The 24,800-nt window shown below is 46.0% G+C and carries 19 protein-coding genes and 1 tRNA gene; 13 read left to right on the top strand and 7 right to left on the bottom strand.

All coding sequences use genetic code 11. The features are described 5' to 3' along the window. Positions 1-19 precede the first annotated feature (19 nt). The 4 genes from AC1RJL_RS19295 to AC1RJL_RS19280 all read right to left on the bottom strand — a co-directional run bounded on the left by AC1RJL_RS19295 (position 20) and on the right by AC1RJL_RS19280 (position 6,649). Positions 20-3,076, bottom strand: coding sequence for a di-heme oxidoredictase family protein (locus AC1RJL_RS19295; RefSeq protein ID WP_492917077.1), 3,057 nt, complete (start codon positions 3,074-3,076; stop codon positions 20-22). A 492-nt stretch (positions 3,077-3,568) separates the two neighbouring features. Beyond that, positions 3,569-4,597, bottom strand: coding sequence for a UDP-glucose 4-epimerase GalE (gene galE / locus AC1RJL_RS19290; protein WP_492917075.1), 1,029 nt, complete (start codon positions 4,595-4,597; stop codon positions 3,569-3,571). Positions 4,598-4,781: 184 nt separating this feature from the next. Further along, on the bottom strand, positions 4,782-5,423 hold the full coding sequence (locus AC1RJL_RS19285) for a TorF family putative porin (RefSeq protein WP_492917073.1): 642 nt from the start codon (positions 5,421-5,423) through the stop codon (positions 4,782-4,784). A 227-nt stretch (positions 5,424-5,650) separates the two neighbouring features. Continuing rightward, on the bottom strand, positions 5,651-6,649 hold the full coding sequence (locus AC1RJL_RS19280; RefSeq protein WP_492917071.1) for a DMT family transporter: 999 nt from the start codon (positions 6,647-6,649) through the stop codon (positions 5,651-5,653). Positions 6,650-7,034: 385 nt separating this feature from the next. Here AC1RJL_RS19280 and AC1RJL_RS19275 point away from each other — a divergent pair, with 385 nt between their 5' ends. From AC1RJL_RS19275 to AC1RJL_RS19265, 3 genes are read left to right on the top strand one after another with little or no spacing between them, the layout of a single operon-like run. Further along, complete coding sequence (locus AC1RJL_RS19275; protein ID WP_492917069.1) at positions 7,035-8,276, top strand: multifunctional CCA addition/repair protein; 1,242 nt, start codon at positions 7,035-7,037, stop codon at positions 8,274-8,276. A 36-nt stretch (positions 8,277-8,312) separates the two neighbouring features. Then, positions 8,313-9,098 (top strand): pteridine reductase, encoded by a 786-nt coding sequence (locus AC1RJL_RS19270; protein WP_492917067.1) that lies wholly within the window; start codon positions 8,313-8,315, stop codon positions 9,096-9,098. 18 nt (positions 9,099-9,116) lie between these two features. Beyond that, positions 9,117-10,082, top strand: a complete 966-nt coding sequence (locus AC1RJL_RS19265; protein WP_492917065.1) for a magnesium transporter CorA family protein — start codon at positions 9,117-9,119, stop codon at positions 10,080-10,082. 12 nt (positions 10,083-10,094) lie between these two features. Here the strand turns inward: AC1RJL_RS19265 and folK are convergent, their stop codons facing one another. From folK to tsaD, 3 genes are read right to left on the bottom strand one after another with little or no spacing between them, the layout of a single operon-like run. Further along, positions 10,095-10,607, bottom strand: a complete 513-nt coding sequence (folK, locus tag AC1RJL_RS19260) for a 2-amino-4-hydroxy-6-hydroxymethyldihydropteridine diphosphokinase (RefSeq protein WP_492917063.1) — start codon at positions 10,605-10,607, stop codon at positions 10,095-10,097. Next, on the bottom strand, positions 10,604-10,975 hold the full coding sequence (gene folB, locus AC1RJL_RS19255; RefSeq protein WP_492917061.1) for a dihydroneopterin aldolase: 372 nt from the start codon (positions 10,973-10,975) through the stop codon (positions 10,604-10,606). Before folB ends, folK begins: the two co-directional genes overlap by 4 nt. 10 nt (positions 10,976-10,985) lie before the next feature. After that, positions 10,986-12,014 (bottom strand): tRNA (adenosine(37)-N6)-threonylcarbamoyltransferase complex transferase subunit TsaD, encoded by a 1,029-nt coding sequence (gene tsaD, locus AC1RJL_RS19250; RefSeq protein WP_492917059.1) that lies wholly within the window; start codon positions 12,012-12,014, stop codon positions 10,986-10,988. 245 nt (positions 12,015-12,259) lie between these two features. Here tsaD and rpsU point away from each other — a divergent pair, with 245 nt between their 5' ends. From rpsU to AC1RJL_RS19200, 10 genes are all read left to right on the top strand, one after another. Then, positions 12,260-12,475 carry a 30S ribosomal protein S21 gene (rpsU, locus tag AC1RJL_RS19245; RefSeq protein WP_084618192.1) on the top strand — a complete coding sequence of 72 codons (216 nt, stop codon included), beginning with the start codon at positions 12,260-12,262 and terminating at the stop codon, positions 12,473-12,475. Between the two features lie 135 nt (positions 12,476-12,610). After that, on the top strand, positions 12,611-13,066 hold the full coding sequence (locus AC1RJL_RS19240) for a GatB/YqeY domain-containing protein (RefSeq protein WP_492917056.1): 456 nt from the start codon (positions 12,611-12,613) through the stop codon (positions 13,064-13,066). A 45-nt stretch (positions 13,067-13,111) separates the two neighbouring features. Next, positions 13,112-15,160 carry a DNA primase gene (dnaG, locus tag AC1RJL_RS19235; RefSeq protein WP_492917054.1) on the top strand — a complete coding sequence of 683 codons (2,049 nt, stop codon included), beginning with the start codon at positions 13,112-13,114 and terminating at the stop codon, positions 15,158-15,160. A gap of 149 nt (positions 15,161-15,309) precedes the next feature. Further along, entirely contained in the window at positions 15,310-17,166 is a 1,857-nt protein-coding gene (gene rpoD / locus AC1RJL_RS19230) for an RNA polymerase sigma factor RpoD (RefSeq protein WP_492917052.1), read from the top strand. A 179-nt stretch (positions 17,167-17,345) separates the two neighbouring features. Then, positions 17,346-17,422: transfer RNA gene (locus AC1RJL_RS19225), tRNA-Ile, on the top strand. A 576-nt stretch (positions 17,423-17,998) separates the two neighbouring features. Beyond that, entirely contained in the window at positions 17,999-19,027 is a 1,029-nt protein-coding gene (locus AC1RJL_RS19220; RefSeq protein ID WP_492917050.1) for a DUF4917 family protein, read from the top strand. A 97-nt stretch (positions 19,028-19,124) separates the two neighbouring features. Next, a complete protein-coding gene (locus AC1RJL_RS19215; RefSeq protein ID WP_492917048.1) occupies positions 19,125-20,342 on the top strand; it encodes a Druantia anti-phage system protein DruA in 1,218 nt (405 codons plus the stop codon). 24 nt (positions 20,343-20,366) lie between these two features. After that, positions 20,367-21,992: a competence protein CoiA family protein gene (locus AC1RJL_RS19210; protein ID WP_492917046.1), complete on the top strand. Its 1,626-nt coding sequence runs from the start codon at positions 20,367-20,369 to the stop codon at positions 21,990-21,992. Continuing rightward, positions 21,973-23,757, top strand: a complete 1,785-nt coding sequence (locus AC1RJL_RS19205; RefSeq protein WP_492917044.1) for a hypothetical protein — start codon at positions 21,973-21,975, stop codon at positions 23,755-23,757. Before AC1RJL_RS19210 ends, AC1RJL_RS19205 begins: the two co-directional genes overlap by 20 nt. A 1-nt stretch (position 23,758) precedes the next feature. Then, entirely contained in the window at positions 23,759-24,799 is a 1,041-nt protein-coding gene (locus AC1RJL_RS19200) for a hypothetical protein (RefSeq protein ID WP_492917042.1), read from the top strand. The last annotated feature ends 1 nt before the right edge of the window (position 24,800 follow it).

The following is a 24,800-nucleotide window of genomic DNA, read 5'->3' as shown; positions in this document are numbered from 1 at the left end:
GTGATCCAATCAACAAACGTTACAGGGATTTAAGGAACCTGATTAATGCATCCTTATCCGCCTGGGATCTTGCAACATAGGCTTTGCGCGCATTAGCCGCTTCACCGTCATGCCACAGGATGGCCTCGTTCAGGGTTTTGGCGCGACCATCATGCAGATACGCTTCACGATAACCGCTCACATCCGCCGTCAAACCAATTCCCCACAGCGGAGCAGTACGCCATTCGCTGCCGGATGCGACACCCTCACCCAAATTGTCCGCCAAACCTGGCCCCATATCGTGCAGGAGTAAGTCGGTGTAAGGACGGATAGTTTGGTTGCGAACCTCGGCCAATGGTGAATAGGGGCTGGTTTTTAGCGTCTCTTTATGGCACGCATTACAGCCGGTTTCACCAAAGACCACTTCACCGCGCAGAGCTTGGGCATTTTCCAGATCACGGCGGGCAGGAACCCCCAGGGTAGCCATGTAAGTCACCATGCGGTCGAGGTCAGTGTTGTTTAACTCATTGCCGGTTTGGCAATCCGATTGGTTGGTACCGCAGTCCAGACGCGGGAATATTGACGTGGTAATACCCATTTCAATATTCAATGCCGAGGCGATCTGGTGCTTCAATGAAGGCGATGATGCCTTCCATCCGAAACGCCCCAAACGGGTCTGGCCAGTTACCGGATCAATAACGGTTTGCACGCGGCCACTAATACCGGGGCCATTGTTAGCATTGGCGATAGCAATAATGTCTGCCTCGGGCACGGCATCCAGCAAGCCCATACCGACAAATGCAGGGCTGTTACGTACAGAGAAGAACTCAGGTGCAGTGCCGTTGACGAAGTTATAGCGAGGTTTAGTCAACGGGTTTGGAGTGCCGTCGGCATAGTTAGGTGCCGGCACAAATCCAGCTAGTTGAGCCTGGGCTTCACCAACACCTGAACCACCAGTCGTGCTGAAGGGCTGTAATGAGCTGCCGTAAAGTGCATGAGGTGCGCCAGCAGCGTTACTGCCGATCTTGATTGCCTGGTTATTGATTGTTACACCTACGCCTCTTGGTATGGAGCGACCATTATTGAAATGGCAACCCACACAACTGGCGTTGTAGAAACGCGGACCAACTTTACCAATTTGCTCAGTAAAAATGGCGTTCTCATTGGTTTTTTCAGTGTGCTGCCCGGTGGTGAAATTGGTGTGGACCAAACGACGCCCCAGCATAAACACTTGGGCATTACCGGCCCCGACAATCGAATTACCCCCACCGGTATGGCCGGCCAATTGTTTGAAGTGATCCATTGGCTCATTGGAATACTGGTAAGGCAGGGTTACCCGACCGCCCAACCAAGCCTTTTGGGGCAATGGGAATGAGTCATTAATGGTTGGGCAAGGTACCTCGACGTTATTCGGGGCACATCTCAATACAACACCATTGTTATCGACATCCTGGGTTGGCCTGCCTTCCCAAGGAACGATTCCGTAGGGTTGGTCGCCTTTACCGCCACCGACCATATACAGGATGGTGGTGCCGTAATAGTTGGTGCGGCTGCCCGCAGGTAGTGGATTCTCAAGGAACTGGGATACCTCAATTTCCATGCGGTCACCGATGCGAATCGGACGGCCCATTTTGCCGTTGGAAGTCGCGGCACCACCACCCAGAGAACGGCGGTAATGATTAACTTCACCCGGGACCAAACCTACGTAACCATTGTCGTAATACTCGGCAACGGTATTAACGCCCCTGAACCATACACGTAAATCTTTTGGTCCCAACGGCGTCAAGGTATACATATCGAAATCGACTCTATCACCGCCCTTGGCAACATAATCTTTGATAACGATGGTTGCAGTACGCTGTATCCAATAGTGCGCCAGATAGTGGTCATAGCCAGCACCCTCCTCCAATTCCTTTAACATAGCTTCTTCAGAAAGCCCCGGAGTCGGTTTTTTAAGCTTGGGTTCGCGCGCATGGCGGTCACGGCCGCGATCTGACCAGATAGTTTCTATACGATCGGGATACTCAATAACCAGTTCCGGTTCACGCACCGTGCTCGCGTTATAGAGCGGCGTTATATTGCCTAACGCCACTGAGCTGTTTGCTGCAGAACTGGCCGGCACACTGCTGGATGAAATTGCAGTTGGTCTTGATGAAGCAGGAACACTGCTGGGAGCAACGCTGCTCGGCGAACTGCTCGCCGGAGTACCGTTGGAGCCATAGACTTTCAATTCAAAAATCGAATAGCCCCATTGGTTAGTAACACTGCGCTGGGTGGCGTAAACGCGCAGGTAGCGATAGCTACCGCTAACTGTGAGCGTATCAGTACGCGCACCAAATGGGCCGCCGGTGCGAGTCGCCAAATCCACCCAAGTGGAGTTGTTGTTAGAACCCTGCACTTGATAGCTCGCAGCGTTGGCTGCTTCCCAATCGATCACCACTGAACTCAGGGTTTTAGCCGAGCCGAAATCCAAAGTGATCCAGCTTGGATCTATACCATGGGCAGATTCCCAGCGACTGCCGGCGTTGTTATCAATCGCCAGTGCAGCGGGCTGCAACTGGGTGCTCGCGGTCGCAGTCGCACCCGGGGCGATGTTGGTATTGGCCGCTACGCTTGATGAACTACTCACCGGCACACTGCCATAGACTTTTAACTCCCACAGTGAATAGCCCCAACCATTGCCGGTGCTGCGCTGGGTGCAGTAAATACGCACGTAGCGATAGGTGCCGGTCACAGCAACCGTGTCAGTACGCGTACCGAAAGTGCCGCCAGTACGGGTGGCGATATTATTCCAGGTAGTCCCGTTAGCTGACCCCTGGATCTCATAATTGGCCGCGTTTGCTGCCTCCCAATCGATAACTACAGAGGACAGGTTATAGCTGGCACCAAGATCGACACTCAGCCAACTTGGGCTAACACCATGCGTTGATTCCCAGCGGGTTCCGCCATTGCCATCGACTGCATTCAACGCCGGGGTAAGGGCCGAACTGGCAGTAGCAGTTTTGTTCAACGCGAGGTTTGTTTGAGCAAAGAGATTGTGACTGATAAACAGCGAACAGAGCAGGAATAGCATCCGGCCCAAGGTGATGGTTTGCATAATTGTCTCCACTAGTTTCCCTTCTGGCGCCCCATTCTTGTCTCTACGAGATCTTATTTTTATTGCGAATGAAGTAACCGGGTAAAAGGAATTGGCTGGTTGTAATGACTTATCGTTCGACACCGACTCCACCACCCTTCCCAAGCGGCAATTGCGTGCGAATTGTCGAGCCACATTTTTATTGGAATTATTGTTATGTGTTGATGGACTAACACACTGGTTAGCATCACTGATTTGCCGGATTTTCTCTTCTCACTTTTGAAACCGGAAAAAGATGGGGCATCTCACTTGTAGCAGTAAAAAGTGAGATGGATTTATGCCTAACCGATCACAGCCTCACCGTGCAAGAAAACCATTACATCGACAATCATCAAGGAAATGAAACGAGACACGCCGAGGAGAGAATTACCAAAAAACACCTTCCGGAAAACAAAAAAACAGCCGATAGAGTCGCTCCCATCGGCTGTTTGGTAAAGCAGCTAAAGCGAACGATCAGTCACTATAGCCATTGGGGTTTTGCGACTGCCAGCGCCAGGCATCTTGCATCATACGCGCGAGGTCGTACTTTGCCGTCCAATCCAGCTCGGCTTTGGCTTTAATCGGATCGGCATAACAACTGGCGATATCACCCGCACGGCGCGGCACAATTTTGTAAGGCACCGCACGGCCGCTTGCCGCTTCGAATGCCTTGATCATCTGCAACACCGAGTAACCGCTGCCGGTACCGAGATTGTATGCGCGACAACCGATACCGGATTTATCCAACCCTTTAAGCGCGGCAACATGGCCCTGGGCCAAATCCACCACATGGATGTAATCGCGCACGCCGGTGCCATCGACGGTTGGATAATCATCGCCAAATACACTCAACTCTTTGAGCTTGCCGATCGCCACCTGCGCTATATAAGGCAATAGATTATTGGGGATACCCGCCGGATCTTCGCCGATCAAACCACTTTCGTGCGCACCAACGGGATTAAAGTAGCGCAGTAATGAGAAATTCCACTGACTGCCGGGCGCCTTGGCGATATCAGTCAAAATCTCTTCCACGATCAACTTGCTGCGTCCGTAAGGATTGGTTGCGGAGGTGGCAAAGCTTTCATCGATAGGGACAGAAACCGGGTCACCATAAACAGTGGCCGACGAACTGAAAATCAGCCGCCACACCTTGAACTCCTCCATCACTTCGGTAAGCGACAAGGTGCCCGCAACGTTGTAGCGGTAGTATTTCATCGGAATCTGGTTAGATTCGCCAACCGCCTTCAAGCCCGCAAAATGCATCACTGCCTTAAATTGATGGACCGCAAACACCTTGCGCAGGGCGTCTTTATCATTGATATCCACTTCATAAAGCACCGGCTCAACACCGGTAATCTTAGCTACTCGCTTGAGAGCCTCAGGTTTGCTATTGCAGAGATTGTCGACCACTACCGGTAAATAGCCGCTATTGATCAATTCAACACAGACATGGCTGCCGATAAAACCGGCACCGCCAGTAACAAGGATGGAAGAGCGGGACATGCAAGATTCCTTATAAAGATGTGAGCCATTTTGCGCGCATTGAACCAGAGTTCGGGCGACAGTATAAGGGCTGAAGAAGAATCTTTTATTAAATAATATAATTATTATTTAAATAATACACAGAAAGCAAAAAGGCAAGCCGAAGCTTGCCTTTTTGCTTTATATCCAATTGAACGCGACAGGATTACTCAATTGGCAAAGACAGGGATACAACAAACTTGGCTTCATCGTTATAAGCACCATCTGCATCATCAACAACCTTACCCACCATAAAGCTCAATTTATCATTGTACTTATAGGTTAAATCCAGGTGCGCCAAATCATCTTCATGCAGACCGTATTTGATGCCGAATTTTTCAAAGCTCAGTTCAGCAGTAACATAGTTGTAATCATCATAGCCAACGCCGATCTCTTCTTTGTTTGCCACATTATCGTAATAAGTCACTGTAAAAGGACCAATACCGGCACTCGCATAAACTTCCGCAAAATCACCGGGAGAAACTTCCATATCCGCATAGTTGTAGCTTACATAACCGACCCCTAAGGCCACCGGCCCTACATCAACTGAGTAGCCCACATAAAGATCATATTCAGTACCCCAACCAGCATCTCCAGAAGAAGTCCACGCACCCACGGTAAAACCAGAGGCGCTGTAATTAATGTCTGCCGACAAGGCCGCGCCATCACCCAAGTCCAAACCGCGCCAGTAGTACATATTAGCAACACCAACTGATGCAGACAGCTCAGCATGTGCTGCCGGTACAGAAAAACCGGCCATAGCAGACAGAGCGATAGCACCAGCGACTAATTTTTGTTTCATCTTCATGAGTTCTTCCTCTTAATGGTCTTTACTAGTTAGTTTTTAAGGCAGCTATTGATGACTCACTCTAGCTTGATGGCAATATTGCAGTTACCAAGCCAGTTTTATTTTTGTCTTTTAAATCATTGTGTTATCTATTGAATACAAGATTGCATACCCGAAATAAAACTGGCATAAGCACAAGCATGGTGCATAAAAACCAAGCGCGCCATTTAGGCGCGCACCAAAACAACTCATTTGAAGCGAATAACGTATTCCTTAATTTTTTGCAGCTCCTGTTGTGCACTTGTGCCGTCCTCTGGCACAGGCTGCTCAGCTAATTTACGCAGCAGCCAGGCATCTATTGCAGTTATGACTGCACGTATCGACCAAGGCAAATAAAGCAGAAGTGCAAACAATACTATGGCAACACCAATCAGCGTTTGCGCCGATAAATCCTCATCAGCTAATTGCTTACCAATAATGATTGCAAGCACCGGTGTCATTAAGGTAATTAAGGATACTGACGTTGCTGACAGGCGCTGCAAGATGAAATAAAACAACGCACCGCCTACCAATGATCCCATGATCGCCAAATAAATAATTGATGAGGCTGATTTAACCGAAACCTGTTGCGGCAATGCACCGTCCATTAGCAACCAGCTCAAAACCAATCCCGGTAATGCAAACAGCAACGCACCACTGGCCTGATGAAAAGGATCAAGATTTACCGTTTCCTGCTGGATCAATTTTTTCACCCACACACTACTAAAACTAAACAGTACGCAGGAAAGCAAAATACTGGCGATGCCATACACTGAGTGGGTATTGAATTGGAATTGGTGATAAAAAATAACAACCAGACCGACCAGCGCTAATATCAGCCCCATTACTTTTTTAAACGTGAATGGATTTTGTTTTAGCAACAACAATGTCATCAAACCGGTCACAAAAGGCGACATCGCAAAAATTACCGCCACCAAACCCGACGGAATAAATTGCACACCCCAATACACAACCGGCATGTTGGGAAAAATACTGATGGATGCCGCAAAATAAATGCGCGCATGTTGCCAATAAGTAGAAAGGGATTTTCGCAGTAGCCCATGCATTAGCAGCGCAATAGCTAACGCAATCGTCATACGCGCCACAACGGCAGCCATAAAACTGAGGCTATCGCTACTCCATTGAATAGCGAGCGGGGTCGTAGCCCAAATCAGCACGACGGAAAAATACGCAAATAACACAGCCACGGCATAGCTCCTTATTGCCCAATGAGCAACCTACGAGAGAATGACCGCAGCAAAAATCAGCGAGACTGAAATTAAAAAAACTGAACCCGGAAAACAAAAAGGCCGCAGTTTTTATGCTGCGGCCTTTGTTTATAACGATTATTCAACTAATCAACAAGTTCCGCCAGGCAACGCGCCATGACTGCGCACCAAAAAATTGGTCGCAGTGCGGCGGCGTGCTTAATGGAATTCATTTGATACATAATTAATTGATCTAAGGTTATAAGGAATTTTTTAACTGCAGAGAGGTTAATTTAATTTCTGTTAAGCCACAAGTCATTTTTGCATTTTTTTTATCCAGCCAATTCACCTATACTCAACGGCTGATTGTTAATGATTTTTTGCAATGAAAACATATCTCGTTGGCGGTGCTGTCCGCGATAAATTATTGGGTCGCCCCGTCATCGAACATGATTGGGTGGTAGTGGGCAGTAGCCCTGAACAAATGCAAGCCCGGGGATTTGTCCCTGTTGGCAAAGACTTTCCAGTATTTCTCCACCCGCAAACCAAAGAGGAATATGCCCTCGCCCGTACTGAACGCAAAACCGGAAAAGGTTATGGTGGTTTCAGTTTTTATTGCGGCGAAGAAGTCACCTTGGAAGATGACCTGATCCGCCGCGACCTCACTATCAATGCGCTGGCTGAAGATGAACACGGTGTGATTATCGACCCCTACAACGGTCAACAGGATCTCGCCGATAAGCTGTTGCGGCATGTCTCGCCCGCGTTTGCCGAAGACCCGGTGCGGGTTTTACGCATCGCCCGCTTTGCCGCACGCTATCACGCACTCGGTTTTCGCGTAGCCGATGAAACAGTCGCATTGATGAAAACCATGGTGGCCGCTGGTGAAGTTGATCACCTTGTAGCAGAGCGCGTATGGAAAGAAACCGAGCGCGCACTGGGTGAGCCGAATCCGGAAATATTTATTGAAGTCCTGCGCTCATGCGATGCACTCGCGCGTTTATTTCCAGAGATTGATGCTCTTTTTGGCGTGCCCCAAACCGCGACCCATCATCCGGAAATTGATACCGGCACCCATACATTACTGAGCTTGCAGCAAGCGGTAGCATTATCGCCCAGCACCTGTGTTCGCTTTGCGACGCTGTTACATGATCTGGGCAAAGCCACCACACCGCGCGATGAATGGCCACGCCACATCGCCCATGAAGATCGCAGCTTGCCGCTCGTTAAACAACTGTGCGGCCGTATAGCTGCGCCCAAAGATTATAAAGATCTGGCATTGATGGTCGCACAGTGGCATACCCATTGTCATCGCGCATTGGAATTAAAACCGGCGACAATATTAAAAGTATTGCAATCTAACGATGCATTTCGCCGCCCTGAACGATTCGAACAATTTTTGTTATGTTGCGAAGCGGATGCGCGCGGACGCACGGGTTTTGAAAATCGCGAATATCCACAGGCAGATTTTTTTCGCGCTGCACTTAAAGCAGCCCAGACAGTTGATATAGCCGCAATCCAACAAAGCGGTCATACTGGCCAGGTGTTTGGTGATGAAGTAAATCGCCAGCGGTTGCAAAACCTGCTTAAATTAAAAAGTAACACCCCCACCCCTCCAAACGCGTGATTATAATTTACAAATAACTAACGCAGAGGTAAGCCTATGTCTACACCGACTCTAAACGATTGCCACACGCCTAAAAAAGTTGCGCTGGTTACCGGTGCCGCCAAGCGTATAGGTGCTGAAATTGTTCGGCACTTGCATCAAGCCGGTTTTAATCTGGTTATCCATTATCACTGCTCAGAAAAAGCTGCGCAGGAATTAGTGGAGGAACTGAATGAGGAGCGGGAAAATTCGGCCATCTGCATTCAGGCCGACCTTAACAACATCACCCAAATAAACGATTTAGCAACACAGGCGCTACAGCGTTGGCAGCGAATCGATTTGCTAGTCAATAATGCATCCAGTTTTTACCCGACGCCGATTGGCAGCGCCAGCGGAGAGGATTGGGATAATTTAATTAACTCCAATCTCAAAGCACCTTTTTTTCTTGCGCAAGCACTCGCACACAATTTGAGCGAGCATCATGGTTGCATTATTAATATCGCCGATATTTATGCTGACAAACCACTCAAAAAACACAGCATTTACTCAATAGCAAAAGCGGGCAATGTAATGTTGACCAAAACATTAGCGCAGGAATTGGCGCCCTTGGTGCGTGTAAATGGCATTGCCCCCGGGGCAATCCTCTGGCCGGACGATGCCCATAAAAATCCTGAGGACAAATTATCGGATGACAATAAGGAAAAAATGCTCGCGCGCATTCCGCTACAACAGCGCGGCCAAGCGCAAGATATCGCCAGGACCATTTTATTCCTTGCGCAAAGTGCCCCCTACATTACCGGACAAATATTGACTGTCGATGGCGGTCGTTCGATTACAATTTAATTTTTAGCGATGGTAAAAATGATAAGAACACAACTCTTGACCGCACATGGTGAACGGCTTGAAGGCGGTATCGAGTTAATTGAACGCTGGCGCAGCGACAACAACAGTTACATTTGGATTGATTTACTCAATGAAGATCCACCCGCAGAAAAACAATTTCTGTTATCCATGGGCTGTCACCCGCTGGCGGTAGAAGACGTACAACGTTTTCGCCATCCACCCAAAACGGAAACCTTTGAAAACTACACCTTAATTTTATACCGCGGCATTACCGAATTTAATAAAGACCTCACCATCCAGCAAATGACAATCGCCCTCTTCGCGGGAGATCGTTGCCTGATCAGCTGTCACCCGCGCAATTCACTAGGCATCGCCCACTACTGGGAAAACGCGCATAAAGAAAATTTATTAGCCAGCCCCGGGCTACTCGCTTCACGTATCATGCGTTTTTCGGTTGGCCGTTATCTCGAGGCAATCCTCGCCTTTGAGCCATCGCTCAATGAGCTGGAAGATGCCATGCAGGAACGGCCAAACGATGAGGTGATGCGCGAATTAATCAGCTACCAATCGCGCCTGCGCAAACTCAAACGTATTTTTAGTTACCATGAAAAATTGGTGACCAATTTACTCAAAGATATTCCACAGCGACTAATTGACGAAGATGGCGATATAGAACACGGCCTACAGGATTTATTTGAACGCTGCGAGCGCCTGCATGGCTTATGTACTATGTACTACGATATTTGTGGCGATTTGATCAACGGCTACTTATCGATTAGTTCGCACCAACTAAACAGCACCATGCGCGTGCTCACGGTTATTACCGCGATTTTTGTACCACTAACTTTTATCGCCGGCATCTATGGAATGAACTTTGACAACATGCCGGAGCTACATGCACCTTACGGTTATTTTTATACACTCGGTGCGATGCTGGTGATTGCAACGGGGTTTGGTATTGTTGCGTTTAAGAAGTGGCTTTAAAATAAAGAAAAATTAAGCAGGAGAGATTTTTTTACCGCGCCATTCAAAATCTATCGACCACAAGGATTGTGAATCTTGATCGTAGCTAGCCCATAACTCGCGATAGCTTTTTTGTAATTGCGGATGCAATACCTCTGCAGCAATTTCCGCCAATGGCAACAGCACAAACGCATTTTGGGTAATTTCAGCGCGGGGTAATTCGATCCCGCTTTCATTGCCGACAACATCGCCGTAGGTCAGGATATCGATATCCAGCGTACGCGGACTGAATTTTGGTCCGTTGCGCTTGCGGCCATTATCATCTTCAATACGCTTCAAGGTTTCTGATAATTCTGCAATCGATAATTCCGTGCTAGCGCCGACCACCAAATTAAAAAAATTACTGCCATCAAAACCGACGGATTTACTTTCGTAGACTGACGATATTTGCAAAACACCAAACAATGCAGCCAAGGCATCCAGCGCCGCCGTAATATTTTTATGGCGATCAACATTACTACCCAGGCTTAAATAAATTGCGGTCATTCAGCTAGTGCTCCCGGTTTCTCGCCACGCTCAATCAGCAGACCCACATCGCGCGCGCCGCGCACCGCGCCCGGCTTACTCAAGCGCAAGCGCAACCAGGGCACATTAAATTCGCTCTGTATAATCTGCGCAATTTCCTCGGCCAGGGTTTCCACCAAAAGCGCATTGCGATTTTCAACATAGGCAATCAAACGCTTGGAAACCGCCTTGTAATTCAATGCGTATTGGATATCGTCGGTTTCGGCAGCCTTGCGAATATCGCTTGCCATTTCCAGGTCGATACTCACTGTTTGCCGCACTTCGCGCTCCCAGTCGTAAATACCGATAATCGTATCGATACGCAAATCGCGGATGTAAACAATATCCATAAAAAATTCTTTAAAGTGAGGAGAGTGTATTGAGTGGCCAGCGCGCTTTTACAGTGATAGCGAGACCTTCATGTTGCCCCGCAAGCAAGCGCTGGCAACCGGCATAGGCGATCATTGCGCCGTTGTCGGTACAGAATTCGTGGCGTGCGTAAAATACCTTTGCTCCGATTTTCGCAAGGCTCGCATCCAAATCGGCACGCAGCTTTTTGTTGGCAGAAACACCGCCAGCAATCACCAGCGTTTTCATTCCTGTTTGCTCAAGCGCGCGTTTGCATTTGATAACTAACGTATCAACAACGGCAGCTTGAAATGCGTTGGCGATATCGGCACAGGTTTGATCATCTGGCAAACCATTGGGTTGTTTGTTCGCATTGACGGTAGTGAGCGTCGCTGTTTTCAAACCGCTAAAACTAAAATCCAATCCGGGGCGATCCACCATCGGGCGCGGAAATTTAAATCGCCCCTCAACGCCCTGCTCGGCAAGCTTGGCGATTTGTGGGCCGCCGGGATAATCCAGATCGAGCATTTTGGCCGCTTTATCAAACGCCTCGCCCGCCGCATCATCAATAGATTCGCCCAACAATTCGTACTCACCCAGCGCATCGACTTTTACCAACTGCGTGTGGCCGCCGGAAACCAGCAACGCAACAAACGGATAAGCCGGTGGATTAGCCTCCAACATCGGGGCCAGCAAGTGTCCTTCCATATGATGGACACCAATCGCAGGAACTCCCCAGGAATAGGCCAGTGAGCGGCCAAGCGAAGCACCCACCATCAGGGCGCCAATCAAACCCGGACCGGAGGTGTAGGCGATGCCATCGATATCGGCCGGGGTAGAGCCACTCGCCGCCATGACTTCATTAATAAGCGGAAGCAATTTGCGCACGTGGTCACGCGAGGCCAGCTCCGGTACCACGCCGCCATACTCCGCATGAAGTGCGATCTGGGTATAAAGCGTGTGTGCCAGCAAGCCGCGCTCACTGTCATAAATCGCCACACCTGTTTCATCACAGGATGTCTCCAACCCCAATACACGCATAAACCAACCTCTGGCCACCTGCATCGCAGGAGGTAATGACTAATCCGGACACCCATCATAGGGGACATCCCAGGGGCGCTATGATAAAGGCTGGCATCGCGAAAACCCAGTGCTCTCACGCGCCCAAGGTTGCGGCTGCAATAAGAAGCGTATAGAATCCGCACCCCTCGGATACTTCACTGTGTTTAAGCACTGGCGCTATCCACAAGACATCATTTATTAGCTCTCTTTTTAAAGGTAACAGCATGCCTTCAGTAAAACTTAAAGAAAACGAACCTTTTGACGTAGCCCTGCGTCGTTTCAAGCGCGCTTGTGAAAAGGCCGGCATTTTGGCTGACGTTCGCGCTCGTGAATGCTACGAGAAGCCAACTACCGTTCGTAAGCGTGATGCCGCTGCCGCTGTTAAGCGCCATGCTAAAAAGGTACAACGCGAATCTAAAAAGTTTACCCGTCTGTACTAATTAACCGCGCCGACCTGGTCGGTAATTGTTATTAGTTTTGACCGGTTCCGCTCGTTAAGCTGTTTGCATCTGTCAATTAACGAGTTGTGCGTTCCACTCCTGTGCCCAAATTGTTCACTCAATCTCCGGTGATTCATGAGTCAATCAACGCTAAAAGACCGCATAAATGATGCCTTAAAGACCGCGATGCGCGCTAAAGAAAAAGAGCGCGTCGCGGTTTTGCGTCTTGTGATGTCTGAATTCAAACGCATCGAAGTAGATGAGCGCATCACCGTTGATGACGCCCGCGCTTTAGCTGTGCTCGACAAAATGGTTAAGCAACGTCGCGATTCCGAACAACAATATCGCAACGCCAATCGCCCGGAACTCGCTGAGCAAGAAGCTTACGAAATCACTGAAATTCAAGCCTATCTTCCTGCCCAGCTGACCGCTGCCGAGCTCGATGCCATAGTTGCCAAAGCCTTGGCCGATGCCGCCGTCACTGAAGCGCGCGACATGGGCAAAGCCATGGCGCTGATCAAGCCACAAGTGCAAGGCCGCGCCGATATGGGCGATGTGAGTAAGCTGCTTAAAGCCAAGTTGAGCAATTAGTCGTCAACTGCTAGCTTCTAGCTATCTTTTCCAGGCGACGACTTCATGGCCGGTCTTATCCCCCAAAGCTTTATCGATGACATGCTCGACCGCCTCGATATAGTCGATGTGGTCGATAGTCGCGTCAAACTGCGCAAAACCGGCAAAAACTACAGCGCCTGCTGCCCCTTCCACGACGAAAAGACTCCCTCCTTCACTGTAAGCCCCGAAAAACAGTTTTATTACTGTTTTGGCTGCGGTGCGAGCGGCAATGCGCTCGGCTTTGTGATGGATTACGAACGCCTCAGCTTCCCTGAAGCCGTCGAGTCGCTTGCACGCTTAACCGGTCTGGAAGTTCCCCGCGAAGTACAGACCGAAGCGCAGGAAAAACGTGAGCAGGAAAAGCGCAGCATCTATACCTTGCTGGAAAAAGCCGATGGTTTTTACCAGCAACAGCTACGGCATCACCCAAGCAAGCACCTCGCGGTAAATTATTTAAAAAATCGCGGACTGGATGGCAAAACCGCCAAGCTTTATGGTGTCGGCTTCGCACCACCCGGCTGGGACAATCTGCTTAAAAACCTGGCGCACAATGATGAAGACAAGCACCTGCTGATCGAAGGTGGCATGTTGATCCATCAGGAACAGGAAAAGAAACTTTACGACCGCTTTCGTCATCGCATTATGTTTCCCATTCGCGACACCCGCGGACGGGTAATTGGTTTTGGCGGGCGAGTGCTGGGCGATGACAAACCCAAATACCTCAATTCACCGGAAACCCCGGTATTCCATAAAGGCCAGGAACTCTATGGCCTTTACGAAGCGCGCCTCGCCTACCGCGAATTGCCGCGCCTGCTGGTGGTTGAAGGCTATATGGATGTGGTCAGCCTGGCACAATTTGGTATCGGCTACGGCGTCGCCACCTTAGGAACTGCATGTGGTCCCGATCATCTCGACCGCGCCTTTAAATACACCAACGAAGTGGTGTTCTGCTTCGATGGTGATAAAGCTGGCCGCAGCGCTGCCCATCGCGCACTGGAAGCATCGCTCGATACCATGACCGACGGCCGCACGGTGAAATTCCTGTTCCTGCCCGAAGGGGAAGATCCGGATACGCTGGTGCGCCAGATCGGTCCCGATAAGTTCGAGCGGATGATCGAACTGGCCGTACCCTTTGAGGATTATTTATTTGATGCGGTCGCCGACGGATTAAACATTCGCACCATGGAAGGCCGCGCCACGTTTAGCAAGCGCGCCGCACCGCTATTGGATCGCCTGCCCAAAGGTGTATTCCGCGAGTTGATGTTCGAAAGCCTTGCCACTCGAACCGGGCTGAATCGCACTATCCTGCAAGAGTTGATTCTGGAGCAGCAAAACAAAGGCGAGATGCAGCCACTCTTCGTTGCGCCGCAAACCCCAATCAAAACAGAAGAAACTGTACCCAAGGTTGCGCTACCGAAAAAAACCGAACTGCAATGGGACCACCCTCCGCTAGCAGCCTATGAGGAATACGGTGATTTCCCGCAGGAGCTGCCACCTGCGGACTACCATGAGTTTTACGAAGAGCCACGTACGCACCGCAAAGCCATCAATACTACCTATCAGCCGGAATTACAGGCGCGCGCTGCCAGCAAATACTTGATGCCACCGGTGCGCAAGGCCTTGGCACTCTTGCTGACCTATCCAACACTGGCAAGCCTTGAGCCAAACCATGAAGAATGGCTGATCGATGAAGCAGATAGCGACTGCCTGATGCTGGGGCGCCTGCTGAAAGTGTTACACGAACGTCCACACTACAACCTCTCGCATTTGATTGGTTACTGGAGGGGCATTTACGGCGCGGATAATACCGAGCGACTTGCTGCTGTCGCCGGCCATGATTTGTTACAAGCGGCAAACGCCTTAACCCAAAGCCGACAAGATAAACCTGCAAAAGCAGATTACGACACCCAAGCGGCATTCAACGACGCCATGGAGAAACTGCGTCAACAGCAAAATCAGAAAAAAACGGCAGAATCCTTGGCAAAACTGAAAAATGCCGACTTAACTCAACTCACCAAAGAAGAGCGCGACCAGCTGGTACGCGCTGCGCTATCAACAAAATTGCAGCAATAAGCCCTTGTGCTGATCAAAAACAACCCAATTTAGGCATAACCAGCCGAAGAATAGGGCATCACCAACCATTCGCCTAGAATCCACCCAAGCAAGTGGAGTATAATTTCGGGCTTTGCATTTCACTCATCAGGTTTTAAATAGGGTTTCGAATGTCTGAAGACGTCCAACAGCAACAGTCCCGTATTAAAGAACTGATCGCCCGCGGTAAAGAGCAAGGTTATCTGACCTATGCCGAGGTAAACGATCACCTGCCGGAAGACATTTCTGATCCGGATCAGGTCGAAGACATCATCCAGATGATCAACGACATGGGTATCCGCGTCTACGAAACAGCGCCCGACGCCGACACCCTGTTAATGACCGACGGTGACTCTGCTGCGGATGAAATCGCCGCCGCCGAAGCCGCTGCCGCACTCGTCGCCGTAGAAACAGAAACCGGTCGCACCACCGACCCGGTGCGCATGTACATGCGCGAAATGGGCACAGTTGAGCTGTTGACCCGCGAAGGCGAAATCGTTATTGCCAAGCGCATCGAAGAAGGTGTGCGCGAGCTTATGCATGCCGTTGCCTACTGGCCTGGTGCAGTGCAACAAGTTCTCGACGAGTACGCACTGGTCGCCAAAGAAGAGCGTCGCCTTGCCGACGTCATCATTGGTTGGCTTGACCCGGTAGAAGATATTCCCGCCACCCTCGCTGAAGTTGAGGAAATTCCTGTTGCTGTTGCCGGTGCGAAACCTGCAGCTGATGACGAAGAGGAAGAAGCGGCAACAGAAGATGAAGAAGAAGCCATTTCGGGCGTAGACCCGGAAGAGGCGCGCATTCGTTTTGAAGAGCTGCAAAAACAGCAAGACAAAACCACCAAGACGCTCGCCAAATACGGTTACGGCAGCAAGCAAGCCGAAAAAGAATTGTCTGCGCTTGGCGACTTGTTCAAATTCTTCAAACTGCCGACCCGTCAGTTCGATCCAATTTACACCAAAGCGCGCGTTATGCTCGACACTGTACGCAGACAAGAGCGCCTCATCATGGATCTGTGTACCCGCAGAGCCCAGATGCAACGCAAAACGTTTATTAAAGAATTCCCTGGCAACGAGACCAACGAAGCCTGGTTGCCAGATTATCTTAAAGGCAAGGTTGAACACGCCGATAAACTCGAGCGTGTACTGCCCGATGTACAAGCTGCCCAACAGCAGCTGGCCCAAATCGAAGCAGAAAGCGGCCTGAGCCTCGCCAGCATTAAAGATATCAACCGTCGCATGTCGATCGGTGAAGCACGTGCACGTCGTGCGAAAAAAGAAATGGTTGAGGCGAACTTGCGCCTGGTTATTTCTATCGCGAAAAAATACACCAACCGCGGTTTACAATTCCTCGATCTGATCCAGGAAGGCAACATCGGCTTGATGAAAGCGGTGGATAAATTTGAATACCGTCGCGGTTACAAATTTTCTACCTACGCAACCTGGTGGATTCGTCAGGCGATTACCCGTTCCATTGCTGACCAGGCACGCACCATCCGTATTCCAGTACACATGATTGAGACTATCAACAAACTCAATCGCGTATCGCGCCAGATGCTGCAGGAAATGGGACGCGAGCCAACGCCGGAAGAACTCGGCGAACGCATGGAAATGCCGGAAGATAAAGTACGCAAAGTGTTGAAAATTGCCAAAGAACCTATCTCCATGGAAACGCCAATCGGCGACGATGAAGATTCGCATCTGGGCGATTTTATCGAAGACACCACCATTATTTCCCCGGTAGAGTCAGCGACAATGGAAGGCCTGATGGAAGCGACACGCGAAGTACTTGCCGGCCTCACCGCACGTGAAGCCAAAGTATTGCGTATGCGTTTCGGCATTGATATGCACACTGACCACACGTTGGAAGAAGTGGGCAAACAATTTGACGTAACACGCGAACGTATCCGTCAGATCGAAGCCAAGGCGTTGCGGAAATTACGTCACCCATCACGCTCGGATCATCTGCGCAGTTTCCTTGATGATTAAAAATCCGCTTATTAATTATCCAACTGCCAGATAAAATAAAACCCGCCATGTGCGGGTTTTATTTTTAGGGCAATCAACAGATTACAAGCACCTTGAATAGCTCGCCCAAGGCTATAGCCACATCCTAAACAAGTCTCTATAATGCGCGACTCGCAAGCTGCACCTTGCACATCCTTTTAGGGCCTATAGCTCAGTTGGTTAGAGCATCCGACTCATAATCGGCAGGTCGCTGGTTCAAGTCCAGCTGGGCCCACCATCTTTACTGATCCAAAACACACCAGTGTTCTTGCTGGGGTAATTTGGCAGTAACTGCCACTCTTTGCTAGCAATGCTAGATAAGTTGGCAATCTCTAAAGCTAATTTAGAATCGATTATTCAACGTTTTTCATCCCCCCACCACTATCAACTTACGATCTGAAACTCAAATACATTTCCTATTAATCCCCATATCCGAAGTTATGAAAATAATTGGCTCAAAGGTGAGGTCAAATCACCGTCATTTGCGTCAACTTTAAAGGTAATTAGAGCATTATAATTAACAATCCGTAATGCCCTGTAACTGGCGAGTAGCTGGACTAAGATGTATATTTGAGACTAAGCGGTTACCCGTGAAATGGGCAAGAGCAAAGCCATTCAACACGGCACGCCAAAGGTATGCTCCAGATTTAACTCTGGGAGACATTAGCTAAACAAACCAAATTTACCTCGAAGTGAATTACTTAGACGAAGCCGCTCTCATCTTCAGGGCAGAAAATGTAGGGAGCAGAGTTTAAAAAGACTAAAATGAATTGGAACTGAAAACCGGAATAGAATAAATAATCTAGGATTTGAAATGGAGCTATACACATTTAGCGAAGCATTAAAAAACTGCAAATCGCAACCCAGATTGCTCTTAGGGAACGGATTTAGTCAAGCCTGTCTCCCAAAGATTTTTTCATATAAATCCCTGTTTGAAGCAGCTAGATTCGAAAAGCTATCTCCGCAAGTCAGGAGCGCATTCAATGCTCTTGGAACTGAAGATTTCGAAATCGTAATGGATGGATTAATAAAAGCCTCCAAATTGGTAGGTCTCTACTCCAAACACAATGAATTGGCTGAATGCCTTTTAAACAATGCCAATGAATTGCGCGAGTTATTAGTGGCCACCATTGCTCATAGCCACCCGGCTATGCCATCAGAAATTGAAACAGAAAGATACACAGCCTGTCGTAGATTTCTAAGTGTGTTCGACAAAATTTATAGCCTAAACTACGACCTTCTTCTTTATTGGGTATTAATGAATGATAGGTCAAATCCAACTGAAGAACCACCAACAAGATTTGATGATGGCTTTCGTTCTTCGGGCAATGATAAGGCGGACTATGTAACTTGGGATATTGAAAATGCATACAATCAAAATATTTTCTATCTGCACGGAGCCCTTCATCTATTTGACGCAGGGGCGGAGTTACAAAAGTACACATGGTGCAAGACAGGAACCAGAATAATTGATCAAGTAAGCGAAGCTCTTTCAAAAGAGCTTTATCCTGTATTTGTGGCGGAAGGAACTAGTATTAGCAAGCTAACCCGAATTAAACATAGTGATTATCTATCTAGAGGTTATAGAAGTCTCTGTGGAATTGGGGGAAATCTATTTGTTTATGGTCATTCACTTGGCGACTCTGACAAGCATATATTTAGTGCAATTATCAAAGGGAAAATAACTAATTTATATATAAGCATTTATGGCGATCCCGAATCGAGTGCCAATCAAAATTTAATTGAGACTGCTCAGAGCTTTTCCCAATTAAGAAAAAATAAAAATCCATTAAATGTTTTTTTCTATGATGCGAGCTCCGCAAATGTTTGGGGCGATTATTAAATAATAGAACATTCATAGCGTAAAAAATTAATTTATCAGAATAATTTTTGAATTTTAGTAAATTTAAAAATACAGAAAACCTAGAAATGAGAACATCATGGCAAATAAAAATAACGGAAGTATAATTCATATAAACCCAAAGGAAGTTTATCTGAAACGAAAAATTCGCTCTCATTTATCATTACTGGGATTTACGCGCGATGGTGATGGAGAACTGAAGCCGCCAGGCACCTCCAAGGAAATTATACGCGAACTTCATGCCTCTCAGCGAAAGCAGATTGTTATTCGTAACACTGAATTTTTGATGAAAAACTACTGCAAACTTGAGAAATATTTTGCCAACGGTTCAGAGGTAGATGTTAATAATATAAAGCCTCGCCTGGAACGAATTGATGGAAATACTTGGCAATCTGCGCTATTTAAGCTCGCATCGCTAACTTGGTCAGTACCGGTTTCAAGCGGATTCGGAAGAAGATTAAGATTTCTAGTTTGGGATGACAATAATGGAAAACTAATTGGATTAATCGCGATAGGCGATCCAGTTTTTAATCTTTCTGCTCGAGATAACTTTATTGAATGGGAAGGCAAAGACCGAAGCGAACGATTGGTTAACGTAATGGATGCATACGTGCTGGGCGCCATTCCACCATATAACATGTTACTAGGAGGAAAACTCATAGCATGCCTCGTCCGTAGCGCTGAAATATATAATGAATTTTCCGAAAAATATGGATCTTCTGTAGGAATTATTTCGAATCGACAAAAACAAGCAAAACTACTAGCCGTAACTACATCTTCTTCCATGGGGAAATCTTCCGTATATAACAGATTAAAAATAGAGGGAATAGACTTTTTTGAGAGAATTGGTTTTAGCACGGGATGGGGCCATTTTCATGTTCCAGATGATTTATTCTTAGAATTACGAAACTATCTAAGAATAATTGATCACCGCTATGCCGATCTACACTCTTTTGGTCAAGGTTCCAATTGGAGAATAAGAACCATTAAAGCTGCCCTTCAAGCCCTTGGTTTTAGAGGAACAACTTTAAAACATGGTATCAGACGAGAGGTTTTCATTTCATTATTCGCCGAAAACTCTATCGATTTATTAAGAGGAGGAACTGGATCGCCGGATGTAAGTTCCCTCAAAACGGTTGCGGAAATTAGCTCATTGGCTGCAGATCGCTGGCTAATCGCTCGCGCTCGCAATCAGCCTGATTATAAACAATGGAGCGCAGAGATGATGAAGAATCAAATTGAACTAGGAAAGCCAAGAGAGGAAATAACACACTCTGATATCAGCTGTCTTCTTTAATACTAGAGTCGGGCAAACCCGAAAATGAAATATGCCATAAGACGATATTCGCTTGACACGCCCGTAAGTGCTGAGAAAGCAATTCATGGAATTGCCTATATATGTCCAATTTGCAAAGCTCCAGTCTCACTAAGGGCTGGAAATATTATTGATCCATATTTTGCACACTTACAAGGCATGGGAAGTCCTGATTGCGATAATTATATTTATTCTGAACATCAACAATTTAATTCAGAAAAATATACCGCATATGAATTAACACCAAAATTAGAATTGGAAATTCAAATATCAAGCTTCGGCCCACCACGGGGCTGGAGCATGTATCTCAAATTGCCTGTAAATAAAATTCGTGCAGGAAAAATTTTTGTGTCCATGGAAGGCAGGATGCAAACCATAGACTTACATGGAAATAATGAAATTATAAGAAAAATAATTATTGACCCTCAAACAAAACCATACTTAATAGAATGGTTACCGGATAACGGGCCGCTGGCTCAGTTACTGAGCCCCTATTTTGAGGCTCTCAGTTTAAGCACGGTAAATTCATTCGGCCCATTTGAGAAAATTGGAAATGGCGGTGCTTGCAGATCTGCATATTTGAAAGTGAATTGCACTTATGCATTCATTTGGAGATCAAGCAAAAAAGTGGAATTTCCTAAAAATATTATTATTGAAGAGTTGATTCAAAGAAATGGCTGGGCAGGTGTATTAATAACGCTACCAGGAAAAGTGGACTATAAAACTCAGATATGGCTAGAGGATTTTACAAAACTTTCCTTTAAAAAATTAAATCCTACATTAATCCCTGTTTGGCCTCCACTCATTAAAAGACAGACAGCTCAAAGCGCATCGGTATTAAAAGATGAATGTATTATATTTTGCTTAAGTGGGGCAGAAAGCACTGGCCAATTATATTCCACCCCAGTTTTACTGAATTTTGATGATGAAGACTCAATACAACTTGATATTTCTTCAGATACAAATAGATTTTTAAGCATACCTTCTAAGAACAAAAAGCAATTACACGTTTCATGTTTGAAATCGTCGACTATAGCCAATGTCGAATACGATTTAGAGATCCAAGAATTGGAACTTCCCACTGTAGTATTAGAAGCCCAAAAAAGGGATGGAAGCAAAGTTTGTGCAAACGTTCATTCACTTGATGCTTATGAAATATTTAATAGAGTTAGGGATGATGAACTCACTTTGAATTCCATTATATTTCCTGATGGTTGCATCGGAAAAGTATACATAGGTAAGCATGGGATTTGGCGCGACGAAGAGATTCTTCGTGAATCAGGAGAAGATTCTATGAAGAAGATATTAACTAAGCTTAATCAAGTTTATTTGGATTTTCTTTTAGATTTCGATAGTTTGGGGCGGCTATTAATACCTGCCAGAACACAAAAAAACACACTGGCAACTCTTAACTCTTCCGTAAAGAGAGCCATAACAGCATACCTTTCGATGTTACCCACCCAGCCAAAGTGGCCCCAAGCTATCGCATGCTTAACTGATTCAGAGCTTATTGAAGCATTTACAAAATGCAAACCCATCGCCAAATCCAAACCGCTGTATATGAGCATCGAAAAAGAACTAATTCAATTGACAAATAAAAAAAGGGATGACAATGGGTTTAATTTACTCTAAAGAAGCGAAAATCCGAATCACGGCTTTAGGATCTTCAAATATTCTAATTTTTTTGGAAAAATTCCCACAAAAAATTATATCTAATTTTCTACCTAAAGTAGATGGATTTAAAAGTAAGTCCGCAAGAGAACACAAAGAGAGATTAAAAAAATTAGTTCATATGCTAACGCATTCAAATATTGAAACAAATTACGCCGAACGGGAATGGTCAGCCCTGGGAATGATTTGGTTAATGTGGGTCGGAGTCAATTATAAAAATCTATTTAATGGCGAACCAGAGAAAATAACTTTTGATTCAAAAACTGAAATTGAATTATTGAAAAATTTTATAAATACTTGTGAGCCTGATGGCTGCTCAAACTCAGATGCATTTAAGCTAATGGAATTTAGCGGATTTTCACTTTCTACAGCCGCAATGGATTTAATATCTAGCTTACCTAGTGATGATTTTTTAGAGCAGAGGCGAAATATCCGCCAACTAAAATCAGATATTGCAGATCTACGTAAAATTATATCAAGCAGCAATAATGAAGTCGCTTCAGATGATTTCGTAAGCAAATCAGTTTTTGAGGAAAGCTTAAAATCAATTACAGAAAGCGCCACTATAACGTATAAAAAAATTGAAAATCAAAACGAAGTAATTTTAGAAAAAATAGAAGAAATCAATTTAAAACGTGTAGACGTTGATCTGATATCATCTACAACATCTGAAAACATAGAAAGATTGGATGTGGTAGAAAAATTTTTAGCAGAGTTTGAAGAAAAAATTGTAGCTATCTCTGAAAATGTAGCCCTCATGCAAGAGGCAACCTCGAAAAAACTCGAGATCGAAAAAACCATACATCGAGCAGATTCAAAGCCATTTAAAATTAACAAGAATTTTTATTCTCAAGATACAGCGATTAAAAATTTAGAAAATATTGATGATACGGCCAAGCTATTATCAGAAAACTTTCATCGCATAGGTATAAATAGGTTAGATGCTGAGATTATTTCTGGCATCGTAGCTGCGTCAGTTTTCTCGGGTCAGATTGTTCAATTCTGTGGCTCCTTGGCTGAGATATTGGCGGATGTAACTTCACGTACTCTATTCTCCGGAAATCATCTAGTTTGGCATATTCCCCTCGGATTGTGCGACAGCTCAATTAGCGAAGACCTGCTACACCAAATTCAATACGAAAATGCTGATATCCGTGGCATATACCTAAAGGGAGTCAATAGATCCGCATTCGAGATCTACGGCGACCACATAAGAAACTTGATAGTAAGCAGACAATTGGAAGGTGATGAATCGAATAATAAAGTCCCATTTATTGCAACATGGGTAGACGGCCCCTCTACCCATATCGATTGTCGCCCATTACTAGAACTGGGTCCGATATTGAACACGGATATTATGAGATGGGGAAGGCCAAAATTGAAAAATGTTGCACCAGGAAATTTGTTTTTCCCATTTTCAAAAAAAGCAAATACGTATAGTGCATCAGACCTTTTAGAAGCTGAAACCGCGGTAAGCGCCCTAAGCATGCCTATAACGCAGTTAAGAAAGTGGATTGTGATTCGAGCCCTATTCTGGTTGTTTCAAATTGAAAACAAAGAGCCTGATCAAATAATAGATTCGATTGCTATAGGATGGATATTGCCTTGGGCTGCATCTAGCGATCTGGACGTTAATGAATTTCAAGCATCTCTCAAGAAACATATGCCAGATTCAATCAATAACGAAATTGTTAATAAGCTATTAGCTAACTTGCAGAAGCACTAATATGGAAATATTAAATTGTGAAAAATTGCTTTCATCAATAAGTACGAATTTTAATTTTCACAATGATGTCGACGCAATTACTATTTCCATAATATCTGAATATATTCGTGCAACAATAGCTCTGGAAATAATGAATAGTAAAAAATTTCCAGCTAAAAAAAACTCTGTTCCAACTTATCGTGTAACGCAAGCAGCAAGAGTTCGCATGGGAGAAATATTCAAAGATTCTGTTGTTGAACGGTATGATGCCTTAGACGAACTAAATATTCTTCACGAAATCAGTGATCTAATAAAAATAGAAAACGGCTGGAGTTTGGCCCCTCAGCGATTGATAGAAATTGACCCTTCACATTTTTTAATTGTAGGGGGAGGACCAATACAAATGTTTCCGGAAGACATTCGAGCTTTTATAAGCTTTTATGGCCGAGCTCGAATAATTTCCTGCAACATCAGGACTCAGACCTACATTAACTCTCAACCTAAACAACGCTTTGTAGATTTAGTTAAATTTTGTTATAGCAACTTTAGCTTATGGTCAACTGCGTTTATTAATGCTTCCATACCAAAAATGCTATCTATAGATATTGGAGATAACGTATCTGTGTATGAATCAAACCGATGGGTTAATATAAGTGATTGTCGAGAGGAGTTTTCATATGTTTTATTTAGAATTCAAGTAGGCGATTATAAGAAAAAAACATTTTCCTATGGCCTTGGTATAAGATCTTTTGATAATACTGGAGTGTCGAAAATAGCAATGAGCATAGAAATTGATAAAGATTCTGCTCGAAGATTGCAAGCATCGATTTGCAAGTCCCGACCACAAGTAAAGCTCCGAATCAGCGGAGAACTGATATATGTGAGCATTCCATTTCCGATACCATCCCCCGAATGCAACTTTATGAGCTATGGCTGGACAGATCCATATTTAGCAAGAAGTAAATGGCCGAGAGAATATAGATTCCCATTTAAATTGTTTCCTTTAATTAAATTATTTTTTAATCACATGGGCTTTGAGCTAACAAATCAGACAGGAGTTTAAA

The organism is Cellvibrio sp. GW822-FHT04B05, from assembly GCF_058800985.1.
Note: the sequence above shows the minus strand (reverse complement) of the source record. Positions and strands in the feature narration are given on the sequence as shown.